This window comes from Marinobacter sp. Arc7-DN-1, from assembly GCF_003441595.1.
Classification (GTDB): domain Bacteria; phylum Pseudomonadota; class Gammaproteobacteria; order Pseudomonadales; family Oleiphilaceae; genus Marinobacter; species Marinobacter metalliresistant.
Genome location: NZ_CP031848.1, coordinates 2,205,058 through 2,230,870, shown reverse-complemented (window position 1 = coordinate 2,230,870; position 25,813 = coordinate 2,205,058). Strand labels below are relative to the sequence as shown.

General features: G+C 60.2%; 26 protein-coding genes. 13 read left to right on the top strand and 13 right to left on the bottom strand.

Translation table 11 applies throughout. The features are described from left to right. Positions 1 to 52: 52 nt before the first annotated feature. Positions 53 to 1,021, bottom strand: coding sequence for an ABC transporter substrate-binding protein (locus tag D0851_RS10485; protein ID WP_117618609.1), 969 nt, complete (start codon positions 1,019 to 1,021; stop codon positions 53 to 55). A gap of 417 nt (positions 1,022 to 1,438) precedes the next feature. Here D0851_RS10485 and D0851_RS10480 point away from each other — a divergent pair, with 417 nt between their 5' ends. From D0851_RS10480 to D0851_RS10470, 3 genes are all read left to right on the top strand, one after another. Further along, positions 1,439 to 2,173 carry an alpha/beta fold hydrolase gene (locus tag D0851_RS10480; protein ID WP_117618608.1) on the top strand — a complete coding sequence of 245 codons (735 nt, stop codon included), beginning with the start codon at positions 1,439 to 1,441 and terminating at the stop codon, positions 2,171 to 2,173. Between the two features lie 113 nt (positions 2,174 to 2,286). Next, positions 2,287 to 2,904 carry a glutathione S-transferase family protein gene (locus D0851_RS10475; RefSeq protein WP_117618607.1) on the top strand — a complete coding sequence of 206 codons (618 nt, stop codon included), beginning with the start codon at positions 2,287 to 2,289 and terminating at the stop codon, positions 2,902 to 2,904. Between the two features lie 99 nt (positions 2,905 to 3,003). Beyond that, positions 3,004 to 3,618 (top strand): DUF4202 domain-containing protein, encoded by a 615-nt coding sequence (locus tag D0851_RS10470; RefSeq protein WP_117618606.1) that lies wholly within the window; start codon positions 3,004 to 3,006, stop codon positions 3,616 to 3,618. A 149-nt stretch (positions 3,619 to 3,767) separates the two neighbouring features. Here the strand turns inward: D0851_RS10470 and trpC are convergent, their stop codons facing one another. From trpC to rpe, 6 genes are all read right to left on the bottom strand, one after another. Then, on the bottom strand, positions 3,768 to 4,589 hold the full coding sequence (gene trpC, locus D0851_RS10465) for an indole-3-glycerol phosphate synthase TrpC (RefSeq protein WP_117618605.1): 822 nt from the start codon (positions 4,587 to 4,589) through the stop codon (positions 3,768 to 3,770). A gap of 174 nt (positions 4,590 to 4,763) precedes the next feature. Further along, positions 4,764 to 5,792 carry an anthranilate phosphoribosyltransferase gene (trpD, locus tag D0851_RS10460; RefSeq protein WP_117618604.1) on the bottom strand — a complete coding sequence of 343 codons (1,029 nt, stop codon included), beginning with the start codon at positions 5,790 to 5,792 and terminating at the stop codon, positions 4,764 to 4,766. Between the two features lie 11 nt (positions 5,793 to 5,803). Beyond that, a complete protein-coding gene (locus D0851_RS10455) occupies positions 5,804 to 6,385 on the bottom strand; it encodes an aminodeoxychorismate/anthranilate synthase component II (protein ID WP_117618603.1) in 582 nt (193 codons plus the stop codon). A 16-nt stretch (positions 6,386 to 6,401) separates the two neighbouring features. Continuing rightward, positions 6,402 to 7,889 carry an anthranilate synthase component I gene (gene trpE / locus D0851_RS10450; RefSeq protein WP_117618602.1) on the bottom strand — a complete coding sequence of 496 codons (1,488 nt, stop codon included), beginning with the start codon at positions 7,887 to 7,889 and terminating at the stop codon, positions 6,402 to 6,404. A gap of 31 nt (positions 7,890 to 7,920) precedes the next feature. After that, on the bottom strand, positions 7,921 to 8,610 hold the full coding sequence (locus D0851_RS10445) for a phosphoglycolate phosphatase (protein WP_117618601.1): 690 nt from the start codon (positions 8,608 to 8,610) through the stop codon (positions 7,921 to 7,923). After that, on the bottom strand, positions 8,607 to 9,293 hold the full coding sequence (rpe, locus tag D0851_RS10440; RefSeq protein WP_117618600.1) for a ribulose-phosphate 3-epimerase: 687 nt from the start codon (positions 9,291 to 9,293) through the stop codon (positions 8,607 to 8,609). The genes D0851_RS10445 and rpe overlap by 4 nt, the downstream gene beginning before the upstream one ends. Before the next feature lie 117 nt (positions 9,294 to 9,410). Between rpe and D0851_RS10435 the strand changes: the two genes are divergently transcribed. Continuing rightward, the gene (locus D0851_RS10435; RefSeq protein WP_117618599.1) at positions 9,411 to 10,358 is read left to right on the top strand and encodes a DUF3530 family protein; all 948 of its coding nucleotides are present in this window, start codon (positions 9,411 to 9,413) and stop codon (positions 10,356 to 10,358) included. A 2-nt stretch (positions 10,359 to 10,360) separates the two neighbouring features. Here D0851_RS10435 and D0851_RS10430 read toward each other — a convergent pair whose 3' ends face one another. The 3 genes from D0851_RS10430 to D0851_RS10420 are packed head-to-tail and all read right to left on the bottom strand — an operon-like array spanning position 10,361 to position 12,847. Next, positions 10,361 to 11,125 carry a DnaJ domain-containing protein gene (locus D0851_RS10430; protein WP_227539257.1) on the bottom strand — a complete coding sequence of 255 codons (765 nt, stop codon included), beginning with the start codon at positions 11,123 to 11,125 and terminating at the stop codon, positions 10,361 to 10,363. Next, positions 11,112 to 11,810, bottom strand: coding sequence for an N-acetylmuramate alpha-1-phosphate uridylyltransferase MurU (murU, locus tag D0851_RS10425; RefSeq protein ID WP_117618598.1), 699 nt, complete (start codon positions 11,808 to 11,810; stop codon positions 11,112 to 11,114). Before murU ends, D0851_RS10430 begins: the two co-directional genes overlap by 14 nt. Next, positions 11,807 to 12,847: an aminoglycoside phosphotransferase family protein gene (locus D0851_RS10420; RefSeq protein ID WP_117618597.1), complete on the bottom strand. Its 1,041-nt coding sequence runs from the start codon at positions 12,845 to 12,847 to the stop codon at positions 11,807 to 11,809. Before D0851_RS10420 ends, murU begins: the two co-directional genes overlap by 4 nt. A 246-nt stretch (positions 12,848 to 13,093) precedes the next feature. Here D0851_RS10420 and D0851_RS10415 point away from each other — a divergent pair, with 246 nt between their 5' ends. From D0851_RS10415 to slmA, 9 genes are all read left to right on the top strand, one after another. Continuing rightward, the gene (locus tag D0851_RS10415; RefSeq protein WP_117618596.1) at positions 13,094 to 15,415 is read left to right on the top strand and encodes an LPS-assembly protein LptD; all 2,322 of its coding nucleotides are present in this window, start codon (positions 13,094 to 13,096) and stop codon (positions 15,413 to 15,415) included. 62 nt (positions 15,416 to 15,477) lie between these two features. Beyond that, positions 15,478 to 16,818, top strand: a complete 1,341-nt coding sequence (locus D0851_RS10410; RefSeq protein ID WP_117620356.1) for a peptidylprolyl isomerase — start codon at positions 15,478 to 15,480, stop codon at positions 16,816 to 16,818. Further along, on the top strand, positions 16,818 to 17,828 hold the full coding sequence (gene pdxA / locus D0851_RS10405; protein WP_117618595.1) for a 4-hydroxythreonine-4-phosphate dehydrogenase PdxA: 1,011 nt from the start codon (positions 16,818 to 16,820) through the stop codon (positions 17,826 to 17,828). Before D0851_RS10410 ends, pdxA begins: the two co-directional genes overlap by 1 nt. Further along, complete coding sequence (rsmA, locus tag D0851_RS10400; protein WP_117618594.1) at positions 17,825 to 18,655, top strand: 16S rRNA (adenine(1518)-N(6)/adenine(1519)-N(6))-dimethyltransferase RsmA; 831 nt, start codon at positions 17,825 to 17,827, stop codon at positions 18,653 to 18,655. The genes pdxA and rsmA overlap by 4 nt, the downstream gene beginning before the upstream one ends. Continuing rightward, a complete protein-coding gene (locus D0851_RS10395) occupies positions 18,648 to 19,448 on the top strand; it encodes a symmetrical bis(5'-nucleosyl)-tetraphosphatase (RefSeq protein WP_117618593.1) in 801 nt (266 codons plus the stop codon). The genes rsmA and D0851_RS10395 overlap by 8 nt, the downstream gene beginning before the upstream one ends. Then, a complete protein-coding gene (locus D0851_RS10390) occupies positions 19,438 to 19,851 on the top strand; it encodes a DUF423 domain-containing protein (RefSeq protein WP_376788048.1) in 414 nt (137 codons plus the stop codon). Before D0851_RS10395 ends, D0851_RS10390 begins: the two co-directional genes overlap by 11 nt. 22 nt (positions 19,852 to 19,873) lie before the next feature. Then, positions 19,874 to 20,074 carry a sulfur carrier protein ThiS gene (thiS, locus tag D0851_RS20320; RefSeq protein WP_205422177.1) on the top strand — a complete coding sequence of 67 codons (201 nt, stop codon included), beginning with the start codon at positions 19,874 to 19,876 and terminating at the stop codon, positions 20,072 to 20,074. 78 nt (positions 20,075 to 20,152) lie between these two features. Next, positions 20,153 to 20,962: a thiazole synthase gene (locus tag D0851_RS10385; RefSeq protein WP_205422176.1), complete on the top strand. Its 810-nt coding sequence runs from the start codon at positions 20,153 to 20,155 to the stop codon at positions 20,960 to 20,962. A 159-nt stretch (positions 20,963 to 21,121) separates the two neighbouring features. Beyond that, positions 21,122 to 21,709, top strand: coding sequence for a nucleoid occlusion factor SlmA (gene slmA, locus D0851_RS10380; protein WP_117620354.1), 588 nt, complete (start codon positions 21,122 to 21,124; stop codon positions 21,707 to 21,709). 425 nt (positions 21,710 to 22,134) lie between these two features. Here slmA and D0851_RS10375 read toward each other — a convergent pair whose 3' ends face one another. The 3 genes from D0851_RS10375 to D0851_RS10365 form a co-directional block, all read right to left on the bottom strand. Continuing rightward, on the bottom strand, positions 22,135 to 22,959 hold the full coding sequence (locus D0851_RS10375; protein ID WP_117618592.1) for an inositol monophosphatase family protein: 825 nt from the start codon (positions 22,957 to 22,959) through the stop codon (positions 22,135 to 22,137). A 56-nt stretch (positions 22,960 to 23,015) separates the two neighbouring features. Continuing rightward, entirely contained in the window at positions 23,016 to 24,311 is a 1,296-nt protein-coding gene (locus tag D0851_RS10370; RefSeq protein ID WP_117618591.1) for a pyridoxal phosphate-dependent aminotransferase, read from the bottom strand. Positions 24,312 to 24,466: 155 nt separating this feature from the next. Further along, positions 24,467 to 25,789: a substrate-binding domain-containing protein gene (locus tag D0851_RS10365; RefSeq protein WP_227539255.1), complete on the bottom strand. Its 1,323-nt coding sequence runs from the start codon at positions 25,787 to 25,789 to the stop codon at positions 24,467 to 24,469. Positions 25,790 to 25,813: the final 24 nt, after the last annotated feature.

The following is a 25,813-nucleotide window of genomic DNA, read 5'->3' as shown; positions in this document are numbered from 1 at the left end:
GGGAAACTGCCCGGGACATGTCAGGGAAGATGTCCCGGGCGGGGCAGGTTGATCAGTTGTTGAGAATCTTAGCCAGCCGTTGTCTGGCCGAGTCGTTCAGCCAGGTTGACCATTCGTCACTGTTGTTGCTGAGATAATACACAGCAGCCTCCTCACCAGAGGCATTGTTGGCGTCCATCCATGCCAGAACCGAGCTCATGGTGGAGGTTTTGAACGTCAGCTTGCTGAGCATCTCGGCAACGTCCGGTTCACGCTCTTTGAAATCCTTGGTTACCGACGTCAGGACGGTCGCTGCCGGGAATTCGGAAACGCCCGGATTTTTCGCATTGGCGGTCTGGTTTTTCGTGTGCACTTCGGGCTTGTATTCGCCCAGCTCAACCCGGGTCATGTCGTACTTGCCCAGAGGCACGGTCGGCCCCCAATAGTAGCCGAACCAGGGCTCTTTCTTCTGTACGGCCGACGCCATGGAAGACGCCAGAGTTTCACCAGAACCGTGGTTAAAGACTTTGATGCCGGACCCTTTCAGGTCCAGCGCCCGAATCAGGTTATCGCTGACAACCCGGCAGCCCCAGCCGTCCGGACAGTTGTTGAATGTGCCTCCCACCAGTTCCGGATTGGCCATCACGCCTTCGATGGTGGTGAGTTCGGGGTTCTTTTCCGCGAGGTAGGTCGGAATCCACCAGCCTTCAATGCCGCCTGGATCCAGCACCTTGCCGAGCCGCTCTACCTTGCCCTGTTCTTCCAGGCGCAGGTAGGCTTCGCCCGCCGAGTTCAGCCACAGCTCGGTAACAATGTCCGGTTCGCCATTTTCGGCAACCGAGGTCACCGCGGGCACGGTGTCGGATGGAACAATAGTCACGTCGCAGCCGTAACCCTGCTCCATAATGAATTTGGCCACGTTGGTAACGACCGTATTGGAAGCCCAGCTCATCTCGGTGATGGATACCTCGCCGCAATCGGCCTGGGCCATGGCGGGTATTGAAAGCGCGCAAAGTATTGCAGCAGACGTAAGCTTTCGCATAGTCACTTCTCCTTTTTCAGGGTTTGTGATTCTTTGAGGGTGTTGTCGGTGCTATTTCCGATACAGGTTCCGATATAAGGGGGCCGCGATCCGCAAGGATCGGGAAAACAGCAGTTTTATTGTCGTTGTTATGGTCGAACAAATCAGTGAGTCTCGGTTAATACGTAAATATAAGGATAACGAACCTCAGCTCAGTTACAAGGGCGTATTCTGAATCCGTCTTTACCGGAGACATGTTCTGCCTCCCGGCGGACCGTCAACAAGTTGTAGCAATCATTTGTGGGATTACTTCTACAAATAGGTGAACCGTGAAAATGCCGGCGTTTTCCTGCCACGAAAACTGGTTGCCGGCCCGGGAAGAGGAGTCCATGCTGAGAGAGGCCGCCATCATGCACTGGTATCGGGATTCTCAATAGCATGCACTGGATTCTGTTGCGGGGTCTGACACGGGAGCGGGCGCACTGGGGAGGCTTTCCGGCCCGCCTGCAGGAAACGTTTCCGGACCACCACTTTCACACCGTCGATCTGCCTGGTACGGGTGTGCACTATCGGGATCCCAGTCCGGCCTCCGTGGCCGGTATTCGTGAGAAAGTGCGTGAGCAGGTAAGTCATATTCCCAAGCCATTCAGTCTGCTGGCGCTCTCCATGGGAGGGATGGTTGCTCTGGACTGGGCCCAGAACGTCTCCGAAGGTGAAATTCAGAATCTGATCCTGATCAACACCAGTTCCGGCTTCAGCCCGACGTGGCAACGGATGCGTCCAGGGGCCTGGCTCCGGATTCTAAGGTTGTTGGGCCGCAAGGAACTGTTTGACCGGGAGCGGGACATCCTCAGGCTTACCTGCAATCATGAGGTTCCGTTGTCCCTGGCGAAACAGTGGTATAGCATCCAGCGCCAGCGCCCGGTCAGCACCCGCAATGCCGTGAACCAGCTGGCTGCGGCTGCGCGGTACCTGCCGGGGCAGAAGCGCCCCCTGCCGGATGCCCTGTTGCTGGCCAGCCGTGGTGACCGCATTGTTCACTGGCGTTGCAGTGCTGCCCTGGAAGAACGCTGGCAATGGACATTGAAACTGCACCCCGATGCCGGCCATGACCTGCCACTGGATGAGCCGGAGTGGATCATCCGGCAGGTTCGCAACTGGTTGTACCGATAGCATTGGTTGCTTGACGCAACTCTTCTTTCCGGTCAGTCTTTCGTCTTTCCGGTCAGTCTTTCGCTTTTGACCTTTTACACCGCCAGACATCATCAGGAACGGAGCCGATAACAATGAAAATCTTCGAGACCAAGACCGCCCCCAATCCCCGCCGCGTGCGTATGTTCATGGCCGAAAAAGGCCTGCTCGACAAGGCGGAATTCATCGAGATCGACCTGCAGAAGGGTGAAAACCTGACACCCGAATATGTCGCCCGCAATCCCATGAAAAAAGTGCCGGTGATGGAGCTGGACGATGGCACCTGCATTGCCGAAACCATGGCGATCTGCCGCTACTTCGAAGAGAGCTATCCGGATACGCCCAGCCTGCTGGGCGACACCCCGCTGGAAAAGGCGCAGCTTGAGCAGTGGCTGCGCTGGATCGAATATTACTTTTTCATGCCCACCGCCATGTGTTTCCAGCACACCACCGGCTACTTCAAGGACCGGATGAACCCGGTCAAGGAATGGGGCGAGGAATGCGGCAGGAGCGTGGAGAAGTTCATGCATTTTCTGGATAAGCACCTGGCGGACAAGGAATACATCTGCCTTGGCCGGTTCACGGCTGCGGATATCAACGCCTTCACCGCCCTCGCCTTTGCCCGGGTGGTGAACATTCGTATCAAGCCGGAGCAGGCCAACCTCCAGGCCTGGTATGACCGCATCAAGGCGCGTCCTTCTGCCCAGGCCTGAGCCCCCGGCTTCACAGGGCTCACTGTCGGCGTGCCGAAGCGCTGGTGAAGCACGCCCAACATGGTCACCCGATAAACCGTACAAAGTTCAGGAAGGATAATGACAGGCCAGGATTCACGTCTTCAATGCGCGCTTAAAGCCATCGACCAGGCAAACCAGGCGGACCCGAACCGGGAGCAGTTTGGCGATGAGCGTCTGCCCAAGGAATATGCCTACAGCCTGCACATGACGCGCTGGCTGTTCGAGCTGGAGGCCGAACCCTCCGAGCGCATGCAGATCGCCTGCCGGGCCCAGCACATCGAGCGCTGGACGATGCCCCGCAAGGATTATCCGGAGGGCCGCAAGGCCTACTATCAATGGCGCCAGGCCTGCGGCCGGATGCATGGCCGGCGGGCGGCGGAGATTATGGCGGACTGTGGCTACCCTGCGGATGAATGCGAGCGGGTGGAGACGATTCTCACCAAGCGCGAACTCAGGCAGGATGAGGACACCCAGCTGCTGGAGGATGTTGCCTGCATGGTTTTCCTCGAGCGGTACTTCGCGGATTTCTATGAGGAGAAAGCGGAGTACGACCGGGAGAAGTGGTTACGCATCGTGCGCCGGACCTGGGGCAAGATGTCGCCCCGGGGGCATGAGGCGGCGCTGAAGCTGGCTGAGGGAATGCCTGCCCATCTTCTGGAACTCTTGCAGGAGGCATTGGCGAAGCCTGGGTAATAATGCCTTTTGCATATTTTGGTGCACAGGCCAGCGGGTACGACCTGCCAAAATACGCTGTGAATACGTCCCTGTACGCTCGGCTCCGCCATCCATGGCTCCGCACGATTTTGGCAGGTCGTACCCACTGGCCTGTTCAGGCTTGAGAGTTAGCCTTCTGGAAAAAACAGCTCTCGCAACTTCTGACCAGGCTCTTCAGCCCGCATAAACGATTCGCCGACCAAAAAGCCATAAATGCCTCGTGAGGTCATGGCGCCCACGTCATTTCTGGTCATAATGCCGCTTTCGGTGATGGTCAGCCGGTCCTGAGAGATCCGTTCGTGCAGATCGAAGGTGGTGTCCAGAGACACGTCGAAGGTGTGCAGGTTGCGGTTGTTGATGCCGACCAGGGGTGTTTTCAGGGTCAGCGCATCGTCCAGTTCCTCGCCGTCGTGCACTTCCACCAGCACATCCAGGCCGATGTCGTGGGCGATGCCTTCGAGTTCCTGCATCTGGCTTTTGGTCAGGCAGGCAGCGATCAGCAGGATGCAGTCGGCACCGATGGCCCGGCTTTCGTACACCTGATAGGGTGCGACCATGAAGTCCTTTCGGATCACCGGCAGGCTGCAGGCGTTGCGGGCGGCAACCAAGTAGCCCTCGTGGCCCTGGAAGAAGTCTTTGTCGGTGAGCACGGACAGACAGGCGGCGCCGCCTTTTTCGTAGCTTTCGGCAATGACTTCCGGTTCGAACGGGTCACGGAGGATGCCCTTGCTGGGGGAGGCTTTCTTGATTTCGGCGATGACCGCAGGGGTTCTGGATTCAATTCGCGTGCGCAGGGCGTTTGCGAAGCCCCTTGCAGACGGCTGGTCTCCAGCCATGGCCTTCAGGTCATCGATGCTGACCTTAGGCTTGCGCTCATCAATTTCTTCCCATTTGCGATCCACAATATTCAGAAGAATCGTGGGTGTCTTGTCCAAATGTCTGTCAGTCATCTCATGCCTGCGGAATTGGGTGCTGGAGCCGGTGCTGGGGGCCTTTCCAAAACACGCCCGCAAGTACGTCCCTGTAGGGCTTGGCGGTAGCCATCCATGGCTACCGACAGTTTTGGAAAGGCCCCCAGCACCGGCTCGTCAAACTTGGTCAGATCCTTTCGGAATTTCTGGCCCTCAAAAACACTGGGAAAAATCAGCCAGCTCCGACATCTTGCCGGCGGCCAGCCCAGAGCCCATGGCGTCGAGGGCCATATCGACGCCTTCTTTAGTTGTACTTGCCAGGCCTGCGACATAGATGGCCGCACCGGCATTCAGGGCAATGAGGTCCCGTGCTTTTTCGGCCATTTCATCATGACCACGTCCGAAAGCGGCCTTGATTAGCTTCAGGGAATCTTCGGCCGTGTCGACCGTCAAACCTACCAGAGACTGGCTCTTGATGCCCAGGTCCTCCGGGGTGGTGTCGTATTCGGTGATCTCGCCGTTTTTCAGTTCCGCCACGTGGGTGGCGCTCGCCAGACTGATTTCGTCCAGGCCATCCTTTGAGTGAACAACCATGATGTGCTCGGCGCCGAGTCGTTGCAGAACTTCAGCCATGGGACGGCACAACTCTTTGGTGAACACGCCGATCAGCTGGCGTTTAACGCCTGCCGGGTTGGTCATCGGGCCGAGGATGTTGAAGATGGTGCGACAGCCCAGCTCCTTACGGGGACCGATGGCGTATTTCATGGCGCCGTGATGGGCCGGGGCGAACATGAAGCCGACGCCGATCTGCTCCACACAGCGGGCCACTTCCTCGGGGTTCATGCTGAGGTTGATACCCACTTTTTCCAGCAGGTCCGCGCTGCCACTTTTCGAGGATACGGCACGGTTACCGTGCTTGGCCACGAAGCCACCAGCGGCCGCCACCACGAAGGATGCGGCAGAGGAGACATTGAACAGGTTGGCGCCATCGCCGCCGGTGCCGACGATGTCCACCAGCGGCTCGGCGTCCACGGTGACCCTGGTGGCCAGCTCGCGCATCACCTCGGTCGCGCCGGTGATTTCATCGATGGTTTCGCTTTTCAGGCGCAAACCCATGAGAAACGCACCGATCTGGGCGTCCGTCGCTTCGCCGTTCATGACGATGCGCATCACGTCCTTCATTTCCTCCCGGGACAGGTCCAGGTTGGAGGCAATGCGGTTGAGAGCTTCTTTCATGTCCATGTGTCGGCCTCTTAGTGTGTTCTCAGAAAGTTGCGCAGCAGTTCGTGACCCTGTTCCGTCATAATAGACTCCGGGTGGAACTGCACGCCCTCGATCGGCAACGTCTTGTGGCGCACCCCCATGATTTCCTCGATGGAGCCGTCGTCGTTGCGGGTCCAGGCGGTCACTTCCAGGCAGTCGGGCAGGGTGGTCTTGTCGATCACCAGGCTGTGGTAACGGGTCGCCTGCAGTGGGTTGCTCAGGCCACGGAACACGCCGGTATCCTTGTGGAACACCGGGGAGACCTTGCCATGCATCACGCGCCCGGCGCGGATAATGTCGCCGCCATAGACCTGGCCAATGGCCTGGTGGCCCAGGCAGATGCCCAGGATCGGCAGCTTGCCGGCAAAGTGCCGGATGGCGTCCATGGAGAGGCCCGCCTCGTTGGGCGTGCAGGGGCCCGGGGAAATCACCAGGCGCTCCGGGTTCAGGGCCTCGATTTCCTCAACGGTGATTTCATCGTTGCGGTGCACCTGAACGTCCGCGCCCAGTTCCGCCAGATACTGCACTACGTTGTAGGTGAAGGAATCGTAGTTATCGATCATCAGCAACATAATCCGTTCCTCCGCCTCAGTGGTCGAAATCGTTGTAGGTCATGGCCACCGCGCGGAAGATCGCACGGCCCTTGTTCATGGTTTCCTTCCACTCAAGACGGGGCACCGAATCGGCCACCACGCCGGCACCGGCCTGGATGTGCAGGGTGTTGTCCTTGATCACGGCGGTACGGATGGCAATCGCCGTATCCATGTTGCCGTTGAAGGACAGGTAACCCACGGCACCGCCGTAAACGCCCCGTTTGACCGGTTCCAGCTCGTCGATGATCTCCATGGCCCGGATTTTGGGTGCGCCGCTGAGAGTGCCGGCGGGCAGGGTGGCCCGTAGCACGTCCAGGCAACTGGTGTTGTCCTTCAGTCGGCCGGTCACGTTGGAGACAATGTGCATGACGTGGGAATAGCGTTCGACAATCATCTTGTCGGTCAGCCGAACGGTGCCGGTTTCCGAGACCCGGCCGGCGTCATTGCGGCCCAGGTCAATCAGCATCAGGTGCTCGGCGATTTCTTTCGGGTCGGCCAGCAGTTCGGCTTCCAGCGCCTTGTCTTCGGCATCGGTGGCGCCGCGCTTGCGGGTGCCGGCGATGGGGCGCACGGTGACTTCCTCGTCTTCCACCCGGGCCAGGATCTCCGGGGATGAGCCGACTATATGAAAGTCTCCCAGATCCAGGAAGTACATGTACGGTGATGGATTCAGCACCCGCAGGGACCGGTACAGGTTCAGGGGTGGCGCCTCGAACGGGATCGACATGCGCTGGGAGATGACGGTCTGCATGACATCGCCGTCGAGCACGTAGCCCTTGATCTTGTCCACGGCGGCTTCGAATCTCTCCCGGCTGAAGCCGGAGATGAAGTCGCTCTCGTCCACGGTCTTGCCGCGCAGGTGTTCCGGGGTGCGGGGGGCATCGGCGGTCTGCCGGTGCAGGCGGTTTTCCAGTTCATCAATGCGGGCCTGGGCCTGGGTAAAGGCCCCGTCAACAGCCGGATCGGCGTGGACAATCAGGTGCAGCTTGCCGCGCAGGTTGTCGAATACCACGATTTCGTTGGACACCATCAGCAGGATGTCCGGCGTACCGATTTGATCGGGCGGACAGCTCTTGCGCAGGCGCTTTTCGATATAGCGCACGGTGTCATAGCCGAAGTAGCCCACCAGGCCGCCGTTAAACCGGGGCAGCTCGTCCAGATCCGGAGCGTGAAAGCGCCTCTGGTAGGCTTCCACGAAGGCCAGCGGATCGTCCACCTCTTTGGCTTCGACAATCTCGCCGCCGCGGCTGATCTCGACCCGGTGGTCAAACACCTTCAGCACCTCATGGCTGGGCAAGCCGATGATGGAGTAACGGCCCCATTTCTCGCCGCCCTGGACGGACTCGAACAGGTAGGAACAGGGCCCGCTGGCGAGTTTGAGATAAGTGCTCAGAGGCGTGTCGAGGTCGGCCAGAACCTCGCGGTACACGGGGATGCGGTTAAAGCCGGCGTCGGCGAGCTCGGCGAATTGATCGGGTGTCATGGTGCGGTTTCCTGAAATCGGATTTGCATCTTTACAAAAGCTCGGCGAGCGAATCAACAACCGCGTCGGCACCCAGGGTGTCTACGGCGGGCCCGAAGTTGTATCCGTAGCGGACCGCCACGCAGGGTATGCCGGCGGCCAGCGCCGCGTTCACATCGGCGGCGGAGTCACCCACCATCACCGTGGTGCCGCGGGTTCCGCCCAGGGCGTCCATGGCGTGAAGCAGGGGCGCCGGGTCCGGTTTCTTTACCGGCAGGGTGTCACCGCCAATGCTCAGTTCAAACCAGTGATCCAGCCCCATCTGTTCCAGCAAAGGCGCCACAAACTGTTCCGGTTTGTTGGTCACCACACCCAGGCGGCAGCCCTGGTTCCTGAGGTGGGTCAGGCAGGCTTCGACGCCTGCGTAGACCACGGAATACTGACCATTGATGGTGCCGTAGGCGTGATAAAAAATCGCCAGGGCATCTTTGAACAGGGCGTCGTCTTTGGGGCATGCCGGCTGCCAGTCTATCTGCCCGGCCAGCGCCCGGCGTACCAGTACGCTCGCGCCGTTGCCCACCCACTGCCGCACCCGGTCAATACCGGCCGGTGAACGGCCCAGGTGCTCCAGCATCTGATCGACAGCCGCCGCCAGATCCGGCGCGCTGTCCACCAGCGTACCGTCCAGATCAAACAGGGCAACGCCAGGCCAGCGCGGACTGAACAGCCCCGCAAGACTCATTGATTGATCACCTTGCGGGCCTGCTCCAGCTCTTCGCGCATGGCGTCGATGGTCGCCCGATAGTCGCCGGTGTTGAAAATGGCCGATCCGGCCACGAAGGTGTCGGCGCCGGCCTCGGCGATTTCCCGGATATTGTCGGTTTTGACGCCCCCGTCGATTTCCAGCCGGATATTGTAGTTGGTGGCATCGATACGCTTGCGGGCTTCCCGCAGCTTGTCGAGGGTGCCGGGAATGAATTTCTGGCCTCCGAAACCGGGGTTCACCGACATCAGCAGTACCATATCCAGCTTGTCCATCACGTAGTCCATGTAGTGCAGGGGCGTGGCGGGGTTAAACACCAGGCCGGCCTGGCAGCCGCCATCGCGGATCAGCTGCAATGAACGGTCAATGTGATTGGTCGCTTCCGGATGAAAGGTGATGTAACTGGCACCGGCGTCAATGAACATGCGGATCAGATCGTCCACCGGTGACACCATCAGGTGCACGTCAATGGGGGCGGTCACCCCGTGCTTTCGCAGCGCCTCACAGACCGTGGGGCCAATCGTGAGGTTGGGTACGTAGTGATTGTCCATCACATCGAAGTGAACGATATCGGCGCCGGCAGCCAGCACGTTATCGACCTCCTCGCCCAGACGGGCAAAATCGGCGGACAGGATGGATGGGGCAATCAGGTAAGGGTTCATGACGGCTCTCTCAAAACAATTGATAATGGCGTAGTCAGCGGTCCCTGCCGCACATTCAAAGTGAATGCTAGTCTAACAGCTCAGTCGCGTTTTTTCGCAGTCAAAGGATCAGGATCTGTGCTCAGAGTCGAGAATTGCCGGCCCCGGTTGTGGTGGTTTGTTGTGATTGCCGTGATCGTAACCGTTGTGTCACCCGCACTTGCCCAGGGTCAAGACCCGCGGACGAACGCCAAGCCAGAGCAGGCGGGCTCAGGCGCCGGTTCCGCCAGTCGGTCCCTGGTCTGGACGGGCATCGGCGAGCGGGGGCTGAGTCAGGCATTTCCCGAGGCTGCCGTCTGGCTGGAGCTTGAAGAGGGCGTGCGCGCGTTGGGGCTGTTTTACCCCGAGACCAGGCTGCCGGCGCAGGGTGCCCTGGTGGTTCTGGCTGATGAAGGTGAAACTGCCGCATCCGGATTGGCGGGAGCGGTGGCCAGGGCATTGGCTGCGAGAGGGTGGGCGGTGCTGACGCTTGGCCTGGAAGCCCCGTCTCCTGCCTTGCAAAGAATGCTGGCGGGACCAGTTGTGAGTGCCCCGGGACCGGAGGCGAATGATGAAGCGCCCACCGAGTCGGTGATGATTGACGTGATGGCACCGGAAAATGCGGATGATCTGGAGGCCCGCTACCGCAACCGGATCAGCCAGGCCCTGGAGGCAGGACTGGCGGAGCTGGTAGAGCGGGGCTACGAGGCGCCGGCACTTATGGGTATTGGCCGGGCGAGCATTCATGTGACCAACCGAATCCTGGAGGGGGCGAGCGTCTCGGCCCTGGTCTGGGTCGCGCCCCAATTTTATCCCTCTGACCGCGCGGACTTGCCGGAGCGCCTCACTTCGCTCGGCACGGCATTGCTGGACCTTCATCCGGCAGGCTCAGGCGGTGGTGAGCCGGGCTGGAGTACCGGTGAGAAGCTGCTTCGGGCAGGGGCTGACGGCTACCAGCGGCAACCGATTCCCGGGTTCGGCCCGCCGTCGGCGGCATTTGGCGATACTATCGCCAGCCGCGTTGCGGCCTGGCTGGAATCCCGGTGAAATCATGGTCGGCTGGCGGCGTGGTGCCGTTTTATCAGTTCCCAGGCCTGCTGATAATTCAGCAGCCGTTCCTTGGCCAGATTTTTTTCGCTGGTACTGACTTGCTGCTGCGCCAGCTTATCCGGATGGCATTCGGACACTTTTTTGCGGTAGGCCCGTTTGATCACTTCCAGTGAATCCCGCCGGGTAACCCCCAGCAGTTCGCACGCCTGCTGGTAACTGGTTGGTTTGGATTGGCTTTCTGTGTAGCGACTCCAGACCTTGCTGGCGTAGCTGTCAAAGATGTCGTCGCTGACACTCACGGGCAGACCAATCTGGTCAATGGCATCCTCGCAGCGGTAGCGCCGGGGTTTACCGGGGCGACCACCAAGCTGGCTGGCATGACACAGGCAGATCGCAGTTTTCAGGGCCGGTGCCGGCCAGAGTCGTCGGGACAGCCTCAGGGCAAGCCCCCGGATAGAGGGCGGTTGTCCGGCGGCCTTGCCCTGCTGAAACCAGTTGATGGCACGCCGGCGCTGGCGTGCCGACAGCCTCATGGCCTTGATCAGCGATTCGGCATAGCCAATGTCGGCTTCGGTGACCCGCCCTTCCGCCCTGGCAATGTAGCCAAGGAAAAAGAACAGGGGGCGCCGGCACCACCGGGGCAAATGGGCCCGCTCGATCAGGGCAGGTGCCTGATGGCCGCACGCTGAGAGTTCCCGCATCAGGCTGGAAAATTCGGCTTCCATTCGGGCCGGCAGCACGGGTTGTTTGTCACCGCTTGCCATGGTTTCCGGGCTCCCCGCTGTGAAGTTGCCGGTCCAGCGCTCTCAGTCGTTCCGGAGTTCCCACATCCACCCATTGGCCCGGATGGTAGAGGCCCTCCACGCGGCCTTCGCCCATGGCTTTGCGCAGGACCGGCCCCAGCTTGCCGGCCTGATCCGTCAGGCCCTCAAACAGGCGACGGTGCAACAGGCTGATGCCGGTGAAGGTCAGCCTGTCAGGGCCGGATTCGGCCAATACACCCTGTGGCGTCAGGCAAAAGTCACCCCCGGGATGGTGCGGTGGATTATCGGTGACCACCAGCAGTGCGTCTGACTGCTCTGGTGGTTTGAGTTTCGCCAGTTCGAAGTCGCTCCAGATGTCGCCGTTGATTACCAGAAACCAGCCGGATTCGCCCTCTGTGATCAGGGGAAGGGCACGGACGATGCCTCCGGCGGTTTCAAGGGGCTCACCCTCCCGGGAGTAACGCAGGGACAGGCCAAACTGCTCGCCCGTGCCCAGGGTTTCTTCAATCTGGTCACCCAGCCAGGCGTGATTGATGATCACCTCGCTGAATCCCGCCCGGCGCAGGTGCTCAAGGTGGTGAACAATTAGCGGCTTGCCCCCGGCGCAAAGCAGGGGTTTGGGGGTGGCCAGGGTCAGCGGCCGCATGCGTTCACCTTTGCCGGCGGCGAGAATCATGGCTTTCACTGCGGCGAATGCTCCTGCGCCGGGCCGATGCTGGCCTCGATGAGGGGCATTACCCGGTCGCTGAGCCACTCGTGAAAATGGCGCAGGGCCGGCTGACGGCTGCTGGCAACAATCAGGTACTGCACCGTGCGGGGAATGTCCTTGAGGTAGGCGTGCTTGCCATCCCGGATGGACAGCCGTGCGAATATTCCGGCTGCCTTCAGGTGGCGCTGCATGCCCATCAGTTCAAACCACTGGCGGAACGTTTCCCGGTCTGCCCGGTGTAGTCCGGCGTCAAGGCCGTTTTGGCGAAATGCCTCCAGCCAGTCGCAGATGCGATCTTCCGGCCACTGGATATAGCAATCCTTGAGCAGTGAGACCACATCGTAGGTTACCGGCCCGGTCACCGCATCCTGAAAGTCGATGACGCCGGGGCGGGCCTTGCCCTGACGCACCAGCAGGTTGCGGGAGTGAAAGTCCCGGTGCACGGTGACTTCCGGCTGGGCCAGGGCGCTTTCACGGAGTATCGAAAATGTGGTGTCCAGCAAGGCTTTTTCGCTGTTTTCGAGCGTCATGCCCAACTGCCGTTCCAGCAGCCAGTCCGGGAACAGGGCCATTTCCCGCTCAAGCAGCGTGGCATCGTAGGGCGGCAGCGGATAGTTGGCGGGCGAGGTCTGCCGGGCAATCAGGGTCAGCTCATCCAGCGCATTCCGGTAGAGCCGGCCGGCAGAGTTATCGTTCAGCTGTCCGAGCATCAGCTGGTCACCAAAATCCTCCAGCAGCACAAAGCCCTGTTTCAGATCCACCTGTACAAGGTCCGGTACCGCCACGCCTTGCCGGTGCCAGTGTCGGGCAATGGCTACAAAGGGCACGCAATCCTCGTGCTCCGGCGGCGCATCCATCACGATAAAAGGTGTGTGCTCATCCTGGCCCACACGCCGCCAGACCCGGAAATAGCGGCGAAAACTGGCGTCGCCGGAAACCGGTTCGGGTTTGCTCTGTTCAAGTCCCGGAAACTGTCTGACCCAGTCGGTCAGCAACTGCTGGCGGGTGTCCATGGCTCGGGTTGCGATCCTTTTAAATTAAGTTGTCGCTGACTGCGAAAGTTAGCAGACCAGTATAAAGAGGGTAAAACGGTTTTGCAGCGGAGTTTCCGTTAACAACCCCGGAGGGCACGTGTAAACTAGGCCGCTGTTAACGTTGCCCGTCCTCACATTCACCCGGAACAGGATTCAGCCACTGTGCCATGTCCAGAACGCCCACCGCAGAGGCCGATAAGCCGGCAGCAGCACCGGTATGGCCTATTGCTGGTGGCTGGCACGCTGGGGCTCGGATGGGCCACTGGCCATGCAGAAACGGCCCCGTCGGCGGCGGAGATTGACTGGCGGCCCAGGGCAGAGTTGCCGGAAAAGACCCGGTTGGCATTGCCCGCGTTCTGTGACGGCGGCTACCTGCCGTCCGGCAATGGTGAAGGCGCAGGCGGTGCATTTGCCGGAGGCGTTGACGTGGAACAGCCCCTGGAAGCCAGAGGCCTGAATGCCCGCTACGAGATAGATCAGGAGCTCTTTCTTCAGGGCGATGTACGCATTCGACAGGGCCAGTTCCAGGTAACGGGTTCTGAAGCAAGATACAACCAGGCCGAGGGGGCGGTGTCGGTTCAGGGGCCTCTGGTAAGCCGAGGCAACGGCTTCCTGCTGACCGGTGACAGCGCGAATTACAACGTCGAGACCGGACGCCTCGACGTCAATACCGCCACTTTTCTGCTCCATGGGCCGGAAATGCGTGGCCGGGCCGGCAGCCTGTCACGGCTCAGCGAGCAACAGGTCGTGATGGAGGACGGGTTACTGACCACCTGTGGCCCGCGGCAGAACGACTGGGCCATTGTCGCCTCGGATATCAGACTGAATCGGGCGGAGGGTTTTGGCACTGCCAGGCACGTTCGCCTTGAGGTTCTGGATGTGCCGGTTTTCTATTGGCCCTGGGCCAATTTTCCTATTGATGACCGCCGGAAATCCGGTTTTCTGTATCCCCAGTTCGGTTCTTCCACTGCCGGTAGCGGAGGCTTTCTCGCGCTACCTTATTATCTGAACCTTGCCCCCCATTATGACGCCACGCTCACGCCTCAGTACATGAATGGCCGGGGCCTGTTCAACGAGGCCGAGGGCCGCTATCTCAGTTCGCTGGGCGAGACGACGCTGCAATTGGGCTACATCGGCAGCGATTCGGAGTTCGCGGCCGAGAATCCCGGCGAATCGGGCGAGCGCTGGGCTCTGGATGCCACCACGAGGGCGGTGTTCGGCGGTGGCTGGTCCGGCTACGGTGATTTTTCCGTAGTGAGTGACGAGGACTATTTCAGCGACCTGAACCGTAACCTGGAGATTAACCAGGCAACCCACCTGCAAAGAAAGGGTGGGGTCACTTACCGGAGCGACCAGCAGTATTTTGATGCCTACCTTAACGATTACCAGACCATCAGTGAAAGTATTGCCAATGAGGATAAGCCCTATGCCCAGCTGCCTGAAATAATCTACGCGGGACAGGCAGGCGCGGGTATTCTGGAAGCGAATCTGGAGAGTCAGTACACCGTTTTTTACCGTGATAACGAAGGACTGACTGGTCTGGACCAGGCCAACGGTCAGCGGTTCCGGGCCCGGCCGGAACTGGCTCTGCCACTGCGGGCGTTGTGGGGCTTCAGTCGCCCCTCGGTGAGTGTGGATTACACCCGCTACGATCTCGATGATTACGATCTCGGCGATGGCGCGTTTGATCGCACGGTGCCGGTTGCCGAGTGGGATAACGGGCTTTATTTCGACCGTCAGGGCAGTCTGTTTGATGTGCCCTACAACCAGACCCTTGAGCCCCGGCTGTACTATGTATGGGCCAATGCGGACGCGGATCAGAATGACATTCCTGACTTTGACACCGACCTCCAGACGTTCCGGTTTGACCAGCTGTTTCAGCCGGATCGCTTTACCGGCGGTGATCGGGTAGGTGACGCCAACCAGTTGACCGTGGCCCTGACCAGCCGTTTCAATGACCTGCTCACCGGTGCCGAGCGGGCCAGGTTCAGTATCGGCCAGGTGCAGTACTTTGACGACCGTGAGGTAACCCTGTTTGGTGAGGGGGGCGGAACCCGGAGCCGCTCTCCGCTGGCGGGTGAGGTGGTGCTCAACCCGCTTGATACTCTGGAGATCCGGTCGTCTGGCCTGTGGGATCCCGACACCGGTGATACCGAGGAAGGTCGAAGTCAGCTGACTTTCCATTCCAGTGATTACCGCTACCTGGCCAGTCTGGGGCACACCTATAGCCGGGATGAACTGGAACAGTCAGACATTGCGACGGTTTTCCCGGTGACGGACCGTGTTAGTCTGATCGGCCGCTGGGTCTACGACTCAAGCCTTGACCGTACGGTGGGGTCCCTGGCCGGCATTGAATACAACAACTGCTGCTGGAGCATTCAGGTGGTTCACCAGAATTACCTGACTTACGACCGGGAGCTTCAGGGGCGCATACTGTTTCAGATTCAACTGAAAGGACTGGGTGGCAGTGGTGGTGCCTCGGCGCGGATTTCCGAGGCGATTTACGGGTTTGACGAAAGGGAGCGTCGCCGGTACGGAACTCCCTGACCAGGAGTGGGACTAAGCCCCGTACTGGCATGCAGGCTCATATTCTATTTGCAGAGGTGATTATGAAGGCGACTCTTCGCCATGGTGTTCAAGCGTTACTGGTTTTTCTCGCCGTCATGGCACCGCTGACCGTGCAGGCAGAGCGAAAACTGCTGGATCAGGTGGTGGCCATCGTGGATGAGGATGTCATTCTTCAGACCGAGCTGGAGGCCCGGATCAACACCATCGCCAGCCGGCTCAGAGCCCAGGGTACCGGACTGCCGCCGAGACAGGTGCTGGAAGAACGGGTTCTTGACCAACTGATCACCGACTCGATCCAGATGCAGATGGCGGACCGGGCCGGCATGCGTATCAGCGATAACGAACTGAACGAAACCATGGCCAATATTGCTGATCGCAACGGCATGGCTTTGTCCGAGTTTGAAGCGCAACTGGAGGCGGAAGGGGTTACCTATAACCAGGCCCGGGAGCAGATCCGCAAGGAAATGCTGACCAGCCGGGTGCAGCAGCGACAGGTGGGTACCCGGGTCCGGGTAACCGACCGGGAGGTTGAGAACTATCTGGAGAGTCAGGAAGCCCGCGGAAACAACGGTGCGGAATATCGGCTGGCCTATATTTTTGTCAGTGTTGACGATCCCTCCGATGAAGCTGAAATGGAAGCCGCCCGGGAAAAGGCTGAGCGTCTGCGCAGCGAGATCGCCCAAGGGCGTGATTTCCGCGAAGTTGCTGTCGCGGAATCCGATGCCAGCAATGCCCTTGAAGGTGGTGACATGGGCTGGCGGGCCGAGGGGCAACTGCCCTCTCTGGTCGCTCCGGTGGTGCCGGATCTGGCGGTGGGAGAGCCATCGCCGGTGTTGGAAAACAACAGTGGCTTCCACCTGGTGATGGTGATGGACAAGCGCGGTGGAGAGCAAAAGCAGGTCATTCAGCAGCATCGCGTTCGTCATATTCTGGTTCGGCCGTCTGAAGCGACAACCGACAGCCAGGCGGAAGCCAGGATCCGGGATCTCTACCAACAGCTTCAGAATGGCGCCGGTTTCAGCGCCCTGGCTAAGGAGTATTCCGACGACCCGGTATCCGGCTCCGACGGCGGCAACCTTGGCTGGGTGAGCCCGGGCCAGATGGTGCCGGCGTTTGAGCAGGCCATGACGGAGGCTGATGTCGGCGAGTTCCGCGGGCCTTTCCGGTCCCAGTTCGGCTGGCACATCCTGCAGGTTCAGGAGCGCCGTCAGAAGGACATCAGTGGTGAAGTACGGGAGTCTGAGGCGCGCCAGGCAATCTACCGCCGCAAGTTCGAGACCGAATTGCAGAACTGGCTCCGGGAAATCCGCGACGAGGCCTTCGTCGAGTTCAAGGGTGAGTACGCCAACGATGCCCCCGCGGAAGAAGAGCCGGTTTCCTGATGACGGATCCCGTGGTGCTGGCACTGACCGCAGGCGAGCCTGCGGGCATTGGTCCGGAGCTGTGTCTTCAGCTTGCGCTGGAGATCCGGACGGCCGGAATTGTGGTGGTTGCAAGCCAGCCGCTGCTGGAAGCCCGTGCGCGGCAAATGGAGTTACCTGTTGTGCTGCACCCCTGGCGCCCGGGCGAGGCACCCCGAATGGAGGCGGGCCATGTGTCCGTGCTGCACGTCGAGGGGTGTGCCAGTCACCAGCCAGGAAGGCTGGACCCTGCCGGCAGCGGCTATGTGCTCAGAACCCTGGAAATCGCCGGTAACGGCTGTCTGAGCGGAGACTTTGATGGCATGGTCACCGCGCCGGTTCATAAAGGCGTGATTAACGAGGCCGGTATCCCGTTCAGTGGCCACACCGAATTTCTGCAGGAGCTGTGCGGGGTCCGGCGGGTGGTGATGATGCTCGCCACTGAGCAGCTGCGTGTGGCGCTGGTAACCACCCACTTGCCACTCAAGGACGTTTCGGCAGCCATCACCCCGGAGCGTTTGTCCCAGGTTACCCGGATTCTCGATGCCGACCTGAAACGGTTCTTCGGAATCGGACACCCGCGGATTCTGGTGGCCGGACTGAACCCCCATGCCGGTGAGGGTGGTCATCTTGGTCGTGAGGAAATTGAAACTATCGAACCAACCCTGGACAAACTCCGGGGTGAGGGTATTTCACTGACCGGGCCACTCCCGGCCGATACCCTGTTCACGCCACACTGGCTCGACCAGGCCGATGCCGTTCTGGCGATGTATCATGATCAGGGGCTGCCAGTGCTGAAATTCCAGGGCTTCGGGCGTGCCGTGAATATCACCCTGGGCCTGCCCATTGTGCGCACTTCCGTGGACCACGGGACGGCCCTGGATCTGGCCGGCACCGGCCGGGCCGATTCCGGCAGCCTGCATAGGGCCATCAGAGTGGGTGAGCAAATGGCCCGCTGTCAAAAATCTTCCAGTCAAGAGACACGTTCGTGAGTAACAAAGCCGGCCACCAGGCCAGAAAGCGGTTTGGTCAGAACTTCCTGCACGACCCGGGCGTTATCGAGCGCATCATCCGCGCCATTAACCCCGGGCCGGATGACTCGATCGTGGAAATCGGCCCTGGCCTGGGCGCCCTGACCGAGGAAATCCTGGCGGTGAACCCCCGGCTCCAGGTGGTGGAGCTTGACCGAGACCTGATTCCGGTACTGCGCACCAAATTCTTCAACTACCCGGAATTCCGGATCCATGAAGCGGATGCGCTCAAGTTCGATTTCAGCCAGCTGATGGTTGACCGGCCCCTGCGGATTATAGGCAACCTGCCGTATAACATATCTACGCCATTGATTTTCCACCTGCTGGGGCAGGCAGGTGTCGTGCAGGACATGCACTTCATGCTCCAGAAAGAGGTGGTGCAGCGGATGGCGGCGGTACCGGGGGACAACAATTACGGGCGTCTGGGCATTATGACCCAGTATTTCTGCAAGGTGCAGCCGTTATTTGAAGTCGGCCCCGGCGCTTTCCGGCCGGCACCGAAAGTGGAGTCGGCCATTGTCCGCCTGGTGCCTCATGGGACCCTGCCACATCCGGCCAGGGATCTGACCACCCTGCAGGCCGTGGTGCGGACCGCCTTCAACGCCCGCCGAAAAACCCTGCGCAAGGCCCTTGGGGGCATGGTGTCAGTGGCACAGCTGCAGAGCCTGGGAATCAGCGACGGCCTGCGCCCTGAGAACCTGGGCCTGGCCGATTATGTGGCCATTGCAGATCTGTTGGCGGATGAAAAAGGCGCGGCTAAAACGGCAAACGAGGTAAGTAATGACTGACTACGCCATTGGCGATATTCAGGGCTGTTACGACCGCCTGAGGGATGTTCTGGCCAAAGTGGACTTCTCACCCTCACGGGACCGCCTCTGGGTAGCGGGGGACCTGATCAACCGGGGCCCTTCCTCACTGGAAACCCTGAGATACATTGAAAGCCTTGGGAGCTCTGCGGTGGTGGTGCTCGGCAATCACGACCTGCACCTGCTGGCGGTTGCCCTGGGTGGCCATGAAACCCGCCGTAAAGACACCCTGGCCGATATTCTGGAAGCGCCCGACCACGACCGGCTGGTGGACTGGCTCCGGCAACAGTATCTCTGTATTCACGATCCGGCCCGCAACCTGGTCATGGCCCACGCGGGGCTGCCCCATATCTGGTCCGTGGAACAGGCCATGCGCTGTGCCCGCGAGGTGGAAGAGGTGATCCGCGGTAATGCCGCAGAAGACTATTTCACCCACATGTATGGCAACCGGCCGGAGTGCTGGGATGAAGGCCTGGCGGGCATGGACCGCTGGCGGGTTATTACCAATTATTTCACCCGTATGCGGTTTATTGCCGGGGATGGCACGCTGGAGCTGACCACCAAGGACTCCGCGGACAGTGCCCCGGAAGGCTTTGCCCCCTGGTTCCGCTACGCTCGTGGTGACGATACTCGTGTGGTATTCGGGCATTGGGCGGCATTGGAAGGCAACACCGGAGATGATCGGTTCATCGGCCTGGATACCGGCTGTGTCTGGGGCGGCGTACTGACCATGATGAATCTGGACTCCGGAGAAAAGATCCACTGTGACTGCTGACTCCGTAAAACAGGGCACCGGGCGCGTTTTGGGGGCTCCCCTTGTCGCCGGCGGCCTTCTGGCACTTCTGGCGGTGCTGGCCGGTGCCTTTGGCGCCCACGGTCTGCGCAGCCTGGTCAGCGAACGGGGTCTTGAAGTTTTCCAGACCGCCGTCACCTATCAGATGTACCACTCCATTGCGCTGGTTCTGGTGGCGGTGTTATCCGGGCTGGGCCTGTCCAGAAGACTTCTGTGCTGGGCCTCCGGGTTTTATCTGGCTGGAATCCTGCTGTTCAGCGGCAGTCTTTACCTGCTGGTTCTGACCGACATCCGCTGGATTGGTCCGGTTACTCCGCTCGGCGGGGGGTGCTTTATGGTTGGTTGGGCACTGTTGGTAATGTCCGCGATACGCCGGAACAAATGACGAATACAGAGGTGCAGCACACATGCAGGTTCAGGTAAATGGCGATGCGATGGAGTTGCCGGCAGGCGCGACCATTGCCACGCTGATTGATAAAATGGCCCTCGGCGGCAAACGGCTGGCCGTCGAGGTTAATGAGGACATCGTCCCCCGGAGCCGGCACCCGGAATTTACCCTAAGCGATGGCGACCGTGTAGAAGTTGTTCACGCCATTGGTGGCGGCTGACGATAGTGCACTTGCCGCTGATTGAGCCACCGTACCGACGGTTTTCATCGTCCCGAATTCAAGCTACCCAGGAACACTATGACAGAGACATCCGAACTGCAGCTTCCCGAAGACAAACCCCTGGAAATCGCCGGCCGGGTTTATCAGTCCCGATTGCTGGTGGGCACCGGCAAATACCGCGACCTCATGGAAACCGGTCATGCCATTGAGACCAGCGGCGCGGAAATCGTCACCGTTGCCGTTCGCCGGACCAACCTGGGCCAGAACCCGGATGAGCCCAACCTGCTGGATGTGATTTCTCCGGAACGCTACACCATCCTGCCTAACACCGCTGGCTGTTACACCGCCAGGGATGCGGTGCGCACCTGCAAACTGGCCCGGGAACTCCTCGATGGCCACGATCTGGTGAAACTGGAGGTCCTGGGTGAGGAAAAGACCCTCTACCCGAACATGACCGAAACACTGGTGGCGGCCGAGGAGCTGATCCGGGACGGCTTCAAGGTGATGGTCTACTGCTCCGACGACCCATTGCTGGCAAAGCGCCTTGAAGATATGGGGTGTATTGCAATCATGCCCCTGGGCGCGCCCATTGGCTCCGGGCTTGGCATCCAGAACCGGTACAACATCCGCCTGATTGTCGAGAATGCCAGCGTTCCCGTGCTGGTCGACGCCGGCGTTGGCACTGCATCCGACGCCACTATTGCCATGGAGCTGGGTTGCGACGGGGTGCTTATGAATACCGCGATCGCCCAGGCCAAGGACCCGATTAAAATGGCCAACGCCATGCGCTTGGCTATTGAAGCCGGCCGTGAAGCCTACCTGGCCGGCCGGATGCCCAAGAAACTCTATGCCAGCGCATCGTCGCCGATTGATGGCACCTTCTTTTGATAAGGCTGAAATTGGGGTCAGATGAAAGCGTTCATCTGACCCCGGCTGAAAATGGGATCAGATGAAAGCATTCATCCGATCTCAGGTTCAAAGATAACCGAGGGCCGGCACCCAACGACCGGCCCCGACAACGATAAATCAGAGCGCTGCTGTCCTGCCATGACTGACCAGAAACCCAGTCGCCGCGAGGCGATTCTCCATGCCCTTGTGGAACTCCTGGAGACCGACCCGGGAGCCCGCATCACCACTGCCGGCCTTGCCAAATCCGTGGGCGTCACCGAGGCGGCGCTGTACCGTCATTTTCCGAGCAAGCGGAAAATGTTCGAGGCCCTGATCGAGTTTGCCGAAGACGCGGTTTTCTCACGCTGCCAGGTGATCCTCCAGGAGCAGGAGGATGTGCGGGTTCGCCTGCAACAACTGGTGCATCTGGTACTGGTGTTCGCCGAACGCAATCCGGGCCTGTGCTGCGTGCTGACCGGCGATGCCCTGATGGGCGAGAACGACGCCCTGCGCAGACGCGCGTCGCAGTTTTTCGAACGCCTGGAAACCCAGGTGCGCCAGGCCCTCAAAGAAGGCGAAATCCGCCAGGGCCTGAGGCCCCGAACCAGTGCCGCCCGGGGGGCGGATTATGTCCTGGTGTTCGTGGAAGGCCGAATCCAACGGTTTGTCCGGTCCTCGTTTTCGCGGTTGCCTTCGACCGACTTCGACGAGAGTTGGGGGTTGGTTGCTGAAGGTGTTTGGGGCTAAGCTTCGAGTTGGCTTCTGGTTCGTAGCCTGATGCTTGTGGCGCAGGGGATTGGTGGGATTGCCCTGCACAGAACCGCTACGAGCACATCCATGTGCGCTTGTTTCCGGCCATCCTTGGCCTCCAACATTCTGTGCAGGGCAATCCCACCAATCCCTTCTGAATCATCAGATATATCAGCGGTAGGTCGATTGTCAGATTACGGTTTTGTCTAATCGGACCTACGATGTTGCCTTGTTCGGGTTTCGAATATCACCTAAGTAACGTCGGCATGGGATGGGAGCCTTCTTCCCGGAATGTCGGAGGCCATGGATGGCCGGAGTCAAGCGCACATGGATGTGCTTGTAGCGGTTCCGGGAAGAAGGCTCCCATTCCATGCCTGCCTCTAAAGCCGGCAGGCTGCACAACAGAGGCTGGCTCCGAAACCTCACTCATACCCGGAAGCCGCACGAAGAATCCCGCGAACCGGCTCCCAGACCGCCGGTGCCGAAATCAGGATGTCCCGGCCCCAGAGGTCGGCGGGGTAACCGTCCGGCACTTTGCTGAAATGACCCGCTGTGGCGCCGGCTTCCAGGGCGATCAGGCGGGCAGCGGCGAAGTCCCAGGGGCTGACGTTTTCGTAATAGATGTCCAGGCGTCCGCAGGCCACCCAGCAGATGTCCAGCGCCGCTGAACCAATGCGGCGCAGATCCCGGCACTGGTGAATCATCGCGTCCAGGCGTTTGACCAACGGTTCCAGGTTGTCCTTGGTATACGGAAAACCGGTAGCGAACAGGGAGTCCCGGGGAACCGTGGCGCCACTGTGGCGGATAGGACGATCATTGAGGGTGGCGCCTTCTGAACGGGTCGCCCGGAAGGTTTCGCCGGGAAACGGTGCGTGCACAACCCCGGCCTGGACCCGGCCCTTTTCGGCATAGGCAATCGACACCGCAACCTGGGGGTGGCCGTAGGCGTAGTTCACCGTGCCGTCGATGGGATCCACGATCCACAGCGGCGTCTCAAGCTCCTCGGCCTGGCTCAGGTCCGGCATGGTTTCCTCGGAGAGGATGCGATGGCCAGGGAATCGCTTGCGGATGGCGCCGGTGATGAATTCATCGGCCATCACATCGGCGTGGGTCACCAGCTCGGTCTGGTGTTTGTAGTCGGTACGCAGGGCATTGCCGGCACGCTCGCGACGGATCAGTTCGCCTGCCTCGCGAGCCAGGGTTTCAGCAAAGTCGGTAATCTCGAGCAGGGAAGCAGAATCAGACATGGCGCCCTCGTTGATATCCCGTAGCAGAATGAGGGCGCCAGTCTAACACGGCAGAATCAGAGGCTGTTCAGCCATTGGTCCATCTTGTCCATGGCTTTGACCAGTCTCGGGCCGGCCTGTTTGATGAACTCGTCGCCCAGTTCCTGATCCGCGTAGTCGCCACCCGCCAGCCGTAGGGATTCGGCGCCGTCGAAATCCACAAAGGCCAGGCGGGCCGCCAGGTGATCCGGTACGAATCCGAAGTCGCTGGCCGGCAGGATGGCCACGCCGGTGTTTTCCAGCAGGGCCTGGCAGAAGGCCTGGCTGGTCTTGATGTCCTTCTTCGCCAGTTGATCCCGGAAACCCGAGAAGTCCGGGAACAGATAGAACGCGCCCTCAGGCTTCTGGACCACCGCCCCCATCTCGCTGAGGCGGCGATGCATGTACTCGCCCACCACTTTCAGAATCCGACGGGACTGCTTGAGGTATTCTTCAATGTCGTCGCCGCCGTTGAACGCGGCAATGGCCGCATGCTGAATCGGCGCACTGGTGGCGGTGTAGGTTTCGCTGGCGATGATGGCCATCGCGTCCTGCAGCGGTCGAAGTTCCGGCGGGAAGATAAAGGTACCGAGACGCCAGCCACCGGCACCGGCCCACTTGCTCAGGCCGGTACTGATGATGGTGCCTTCCGGGTAATAGCGGGCGATGGATTTGTGTCTGCCTTCGAAGTGTACTTCGCCGTAGATCTCGTCCGACAGCAGGATCAGCCGGTATTTGCGGGCCACGTTGGCAATGGCCAGCAGCTGATCGTCGGTGTAGGTGCAGCCGGTCGGGTTGGACGGGTAGTTCAGGATCAGGATCCGGGGCCGGGACGGGTCGTCGCGGCAGACGATGTCCAGTTCCTCGGCGGTCAGCTGCCAGTTGTTCTCGGCGTGAGTCGGCAGCCAGTGTACCGAGCGACCGATAATCCGTGCCTGCGGGGCATAGGACACCCAGCTCGGGCGCGGAATCAGCAAATCGCCGTAATAGGCCAGTTGCAGCATGAACAGAAGTTCTTTCGATCCCGGGCCGATGAGAACGTCTTCCCATGTACAGCGCATGCGCTCACTTCGGTTAATGTATCCGGCGATGGCTTCGCGGAGGCCTTTCAGGCCCTTGACTGGCAGGTAGTCTTTTTCGTGGGCGTGCTCCCTGAGCGCCTCCACCACACGATCGGGAACCGGGAAGGGCGATTGCCCCAGCCCGAGTTTGATGATGTCCTTGCCTTGGGACTTGAGCTGGTTGCTCAGCTCGTTGATGCGAAGGGTGGCCGAGGGCTGGATGCCCCGCACATTCAGGTTGATCGCGAAACGGTGGTCGTTTTGGATGTCCATTGTCCCTGTCTGTTGCTTGGAAGTGGCTGTTGATTGAGATTGACCCCGTCAGTATAGAAAACCCAAACATATCTGTGATGGGGGAGCGGATAGGTGATTGCCGTAGTTGCCGGTCGAACGTTGGTCGCTCTCACCCGCGTTCCCCGGCGGGCTGATCAGGGCTGACGCGACTTGATCCAGACTTCCACCCGACCGTTACGGGGGCTGCCGCTGCCGCCGACAGGCATGTATTGGCCGTAGCCGGTATAGGCAACGTCCGGCACATCCGCCTCTTGCAGCGCCTTGCGTACCGACAGGGCGCGCAGTTCCGAGATCATCTGCGCCCGCAACTCATGGCTCTGGGTGTCGGCGAATCCGATCAGTAACAGGTCGCCGGAGGATCGATCATTCCGTGCAAGGTATTGTTGCACCCGCTGCAGGTCCCTGCGGGCCTTGTTGTCGAGTTTGGTCCGGCCCTCGGAGAACCGGAAGTTGACCGTCAGGCGCTGATAGTTTCCGGTCAGACGGCGAAAACTGTCGGGCGTGGAGTCGTCAAATTCCGGCCGGACAGCGATGGGGTTCTGGGAAATGAACCCGGATTCCGCCACCAGGGCCTGACCGTCCTGGCCCAGCGCGAACTCAATCAGACCGGCTGCCAGCGATGGTATCTCGCTACCGGCTGTGTACATGAACAGGCGCCGGGACAGCGGGTAGTCCTCGCTCGCGACGGTCAACTGGTTTGGGCGCAGTGCCGGAGCATTTCCTTCGGAAATCGCCAGCAGTTTGCTGTTGTGTACGGAAGCCAGACCGGAAAAACCGATGCCTGATGGGTCCCTGCTGACGTCATCGGACAGCTGATCGTTCGATTCGTAACGCCTGGCCTCCCCGTCAAGTGTGTAGGTTTTCCCCAGAACCAGGGATTTGAAGGTGTCCCAGGTGCCGGAACGGTCGTCCCTTGCGTACAGGTGGATTGGCAGGTCGGGGCCTCCCAGCTCAGACCAGTTCCGGATCTGCCCGGAGAAAATCCGCCCCAGGGTGTCAATGCTCATCTGACTGACCGGGTTGGACGGGTGAACCAGAACCGCCAGGCCATCAATGGCAATGACGTGTTCGCTCTCCAGGGCCGTCAGGTCGGCACGGGTACGAAACTGCTCCGCCTCCGACGGTTTCACCGGGCGGGATGACGCCCAGATGTCTGCCTGACCGGCAGCCAGTGCCTTGAAACCGGTACTCGAACCATGGGCGGCGACCAGCACCTCCATTGGCCGGTTGTTCAGACGAGTAGAGAGTATCTGTTCGTTTTCCTGCCCAGTGCCTTTCGCTGAAACCCTGCCTTCGCTTCTTTCTTTCAGATAGCCGGTAACCAGCATGGGGGCGAGAGTTGCGCCAACGGTGTTGGAGCCGTGGATCTCCAGCTCATAGGCCTGTGCGGGTAGCGCCAGAATGGTCGCGATAAAAAGTCCGGATAACGTGGCAATATTCCGTGTGAGTCGGGGCATTTTAAGAAAAACCTTTACTAGGCA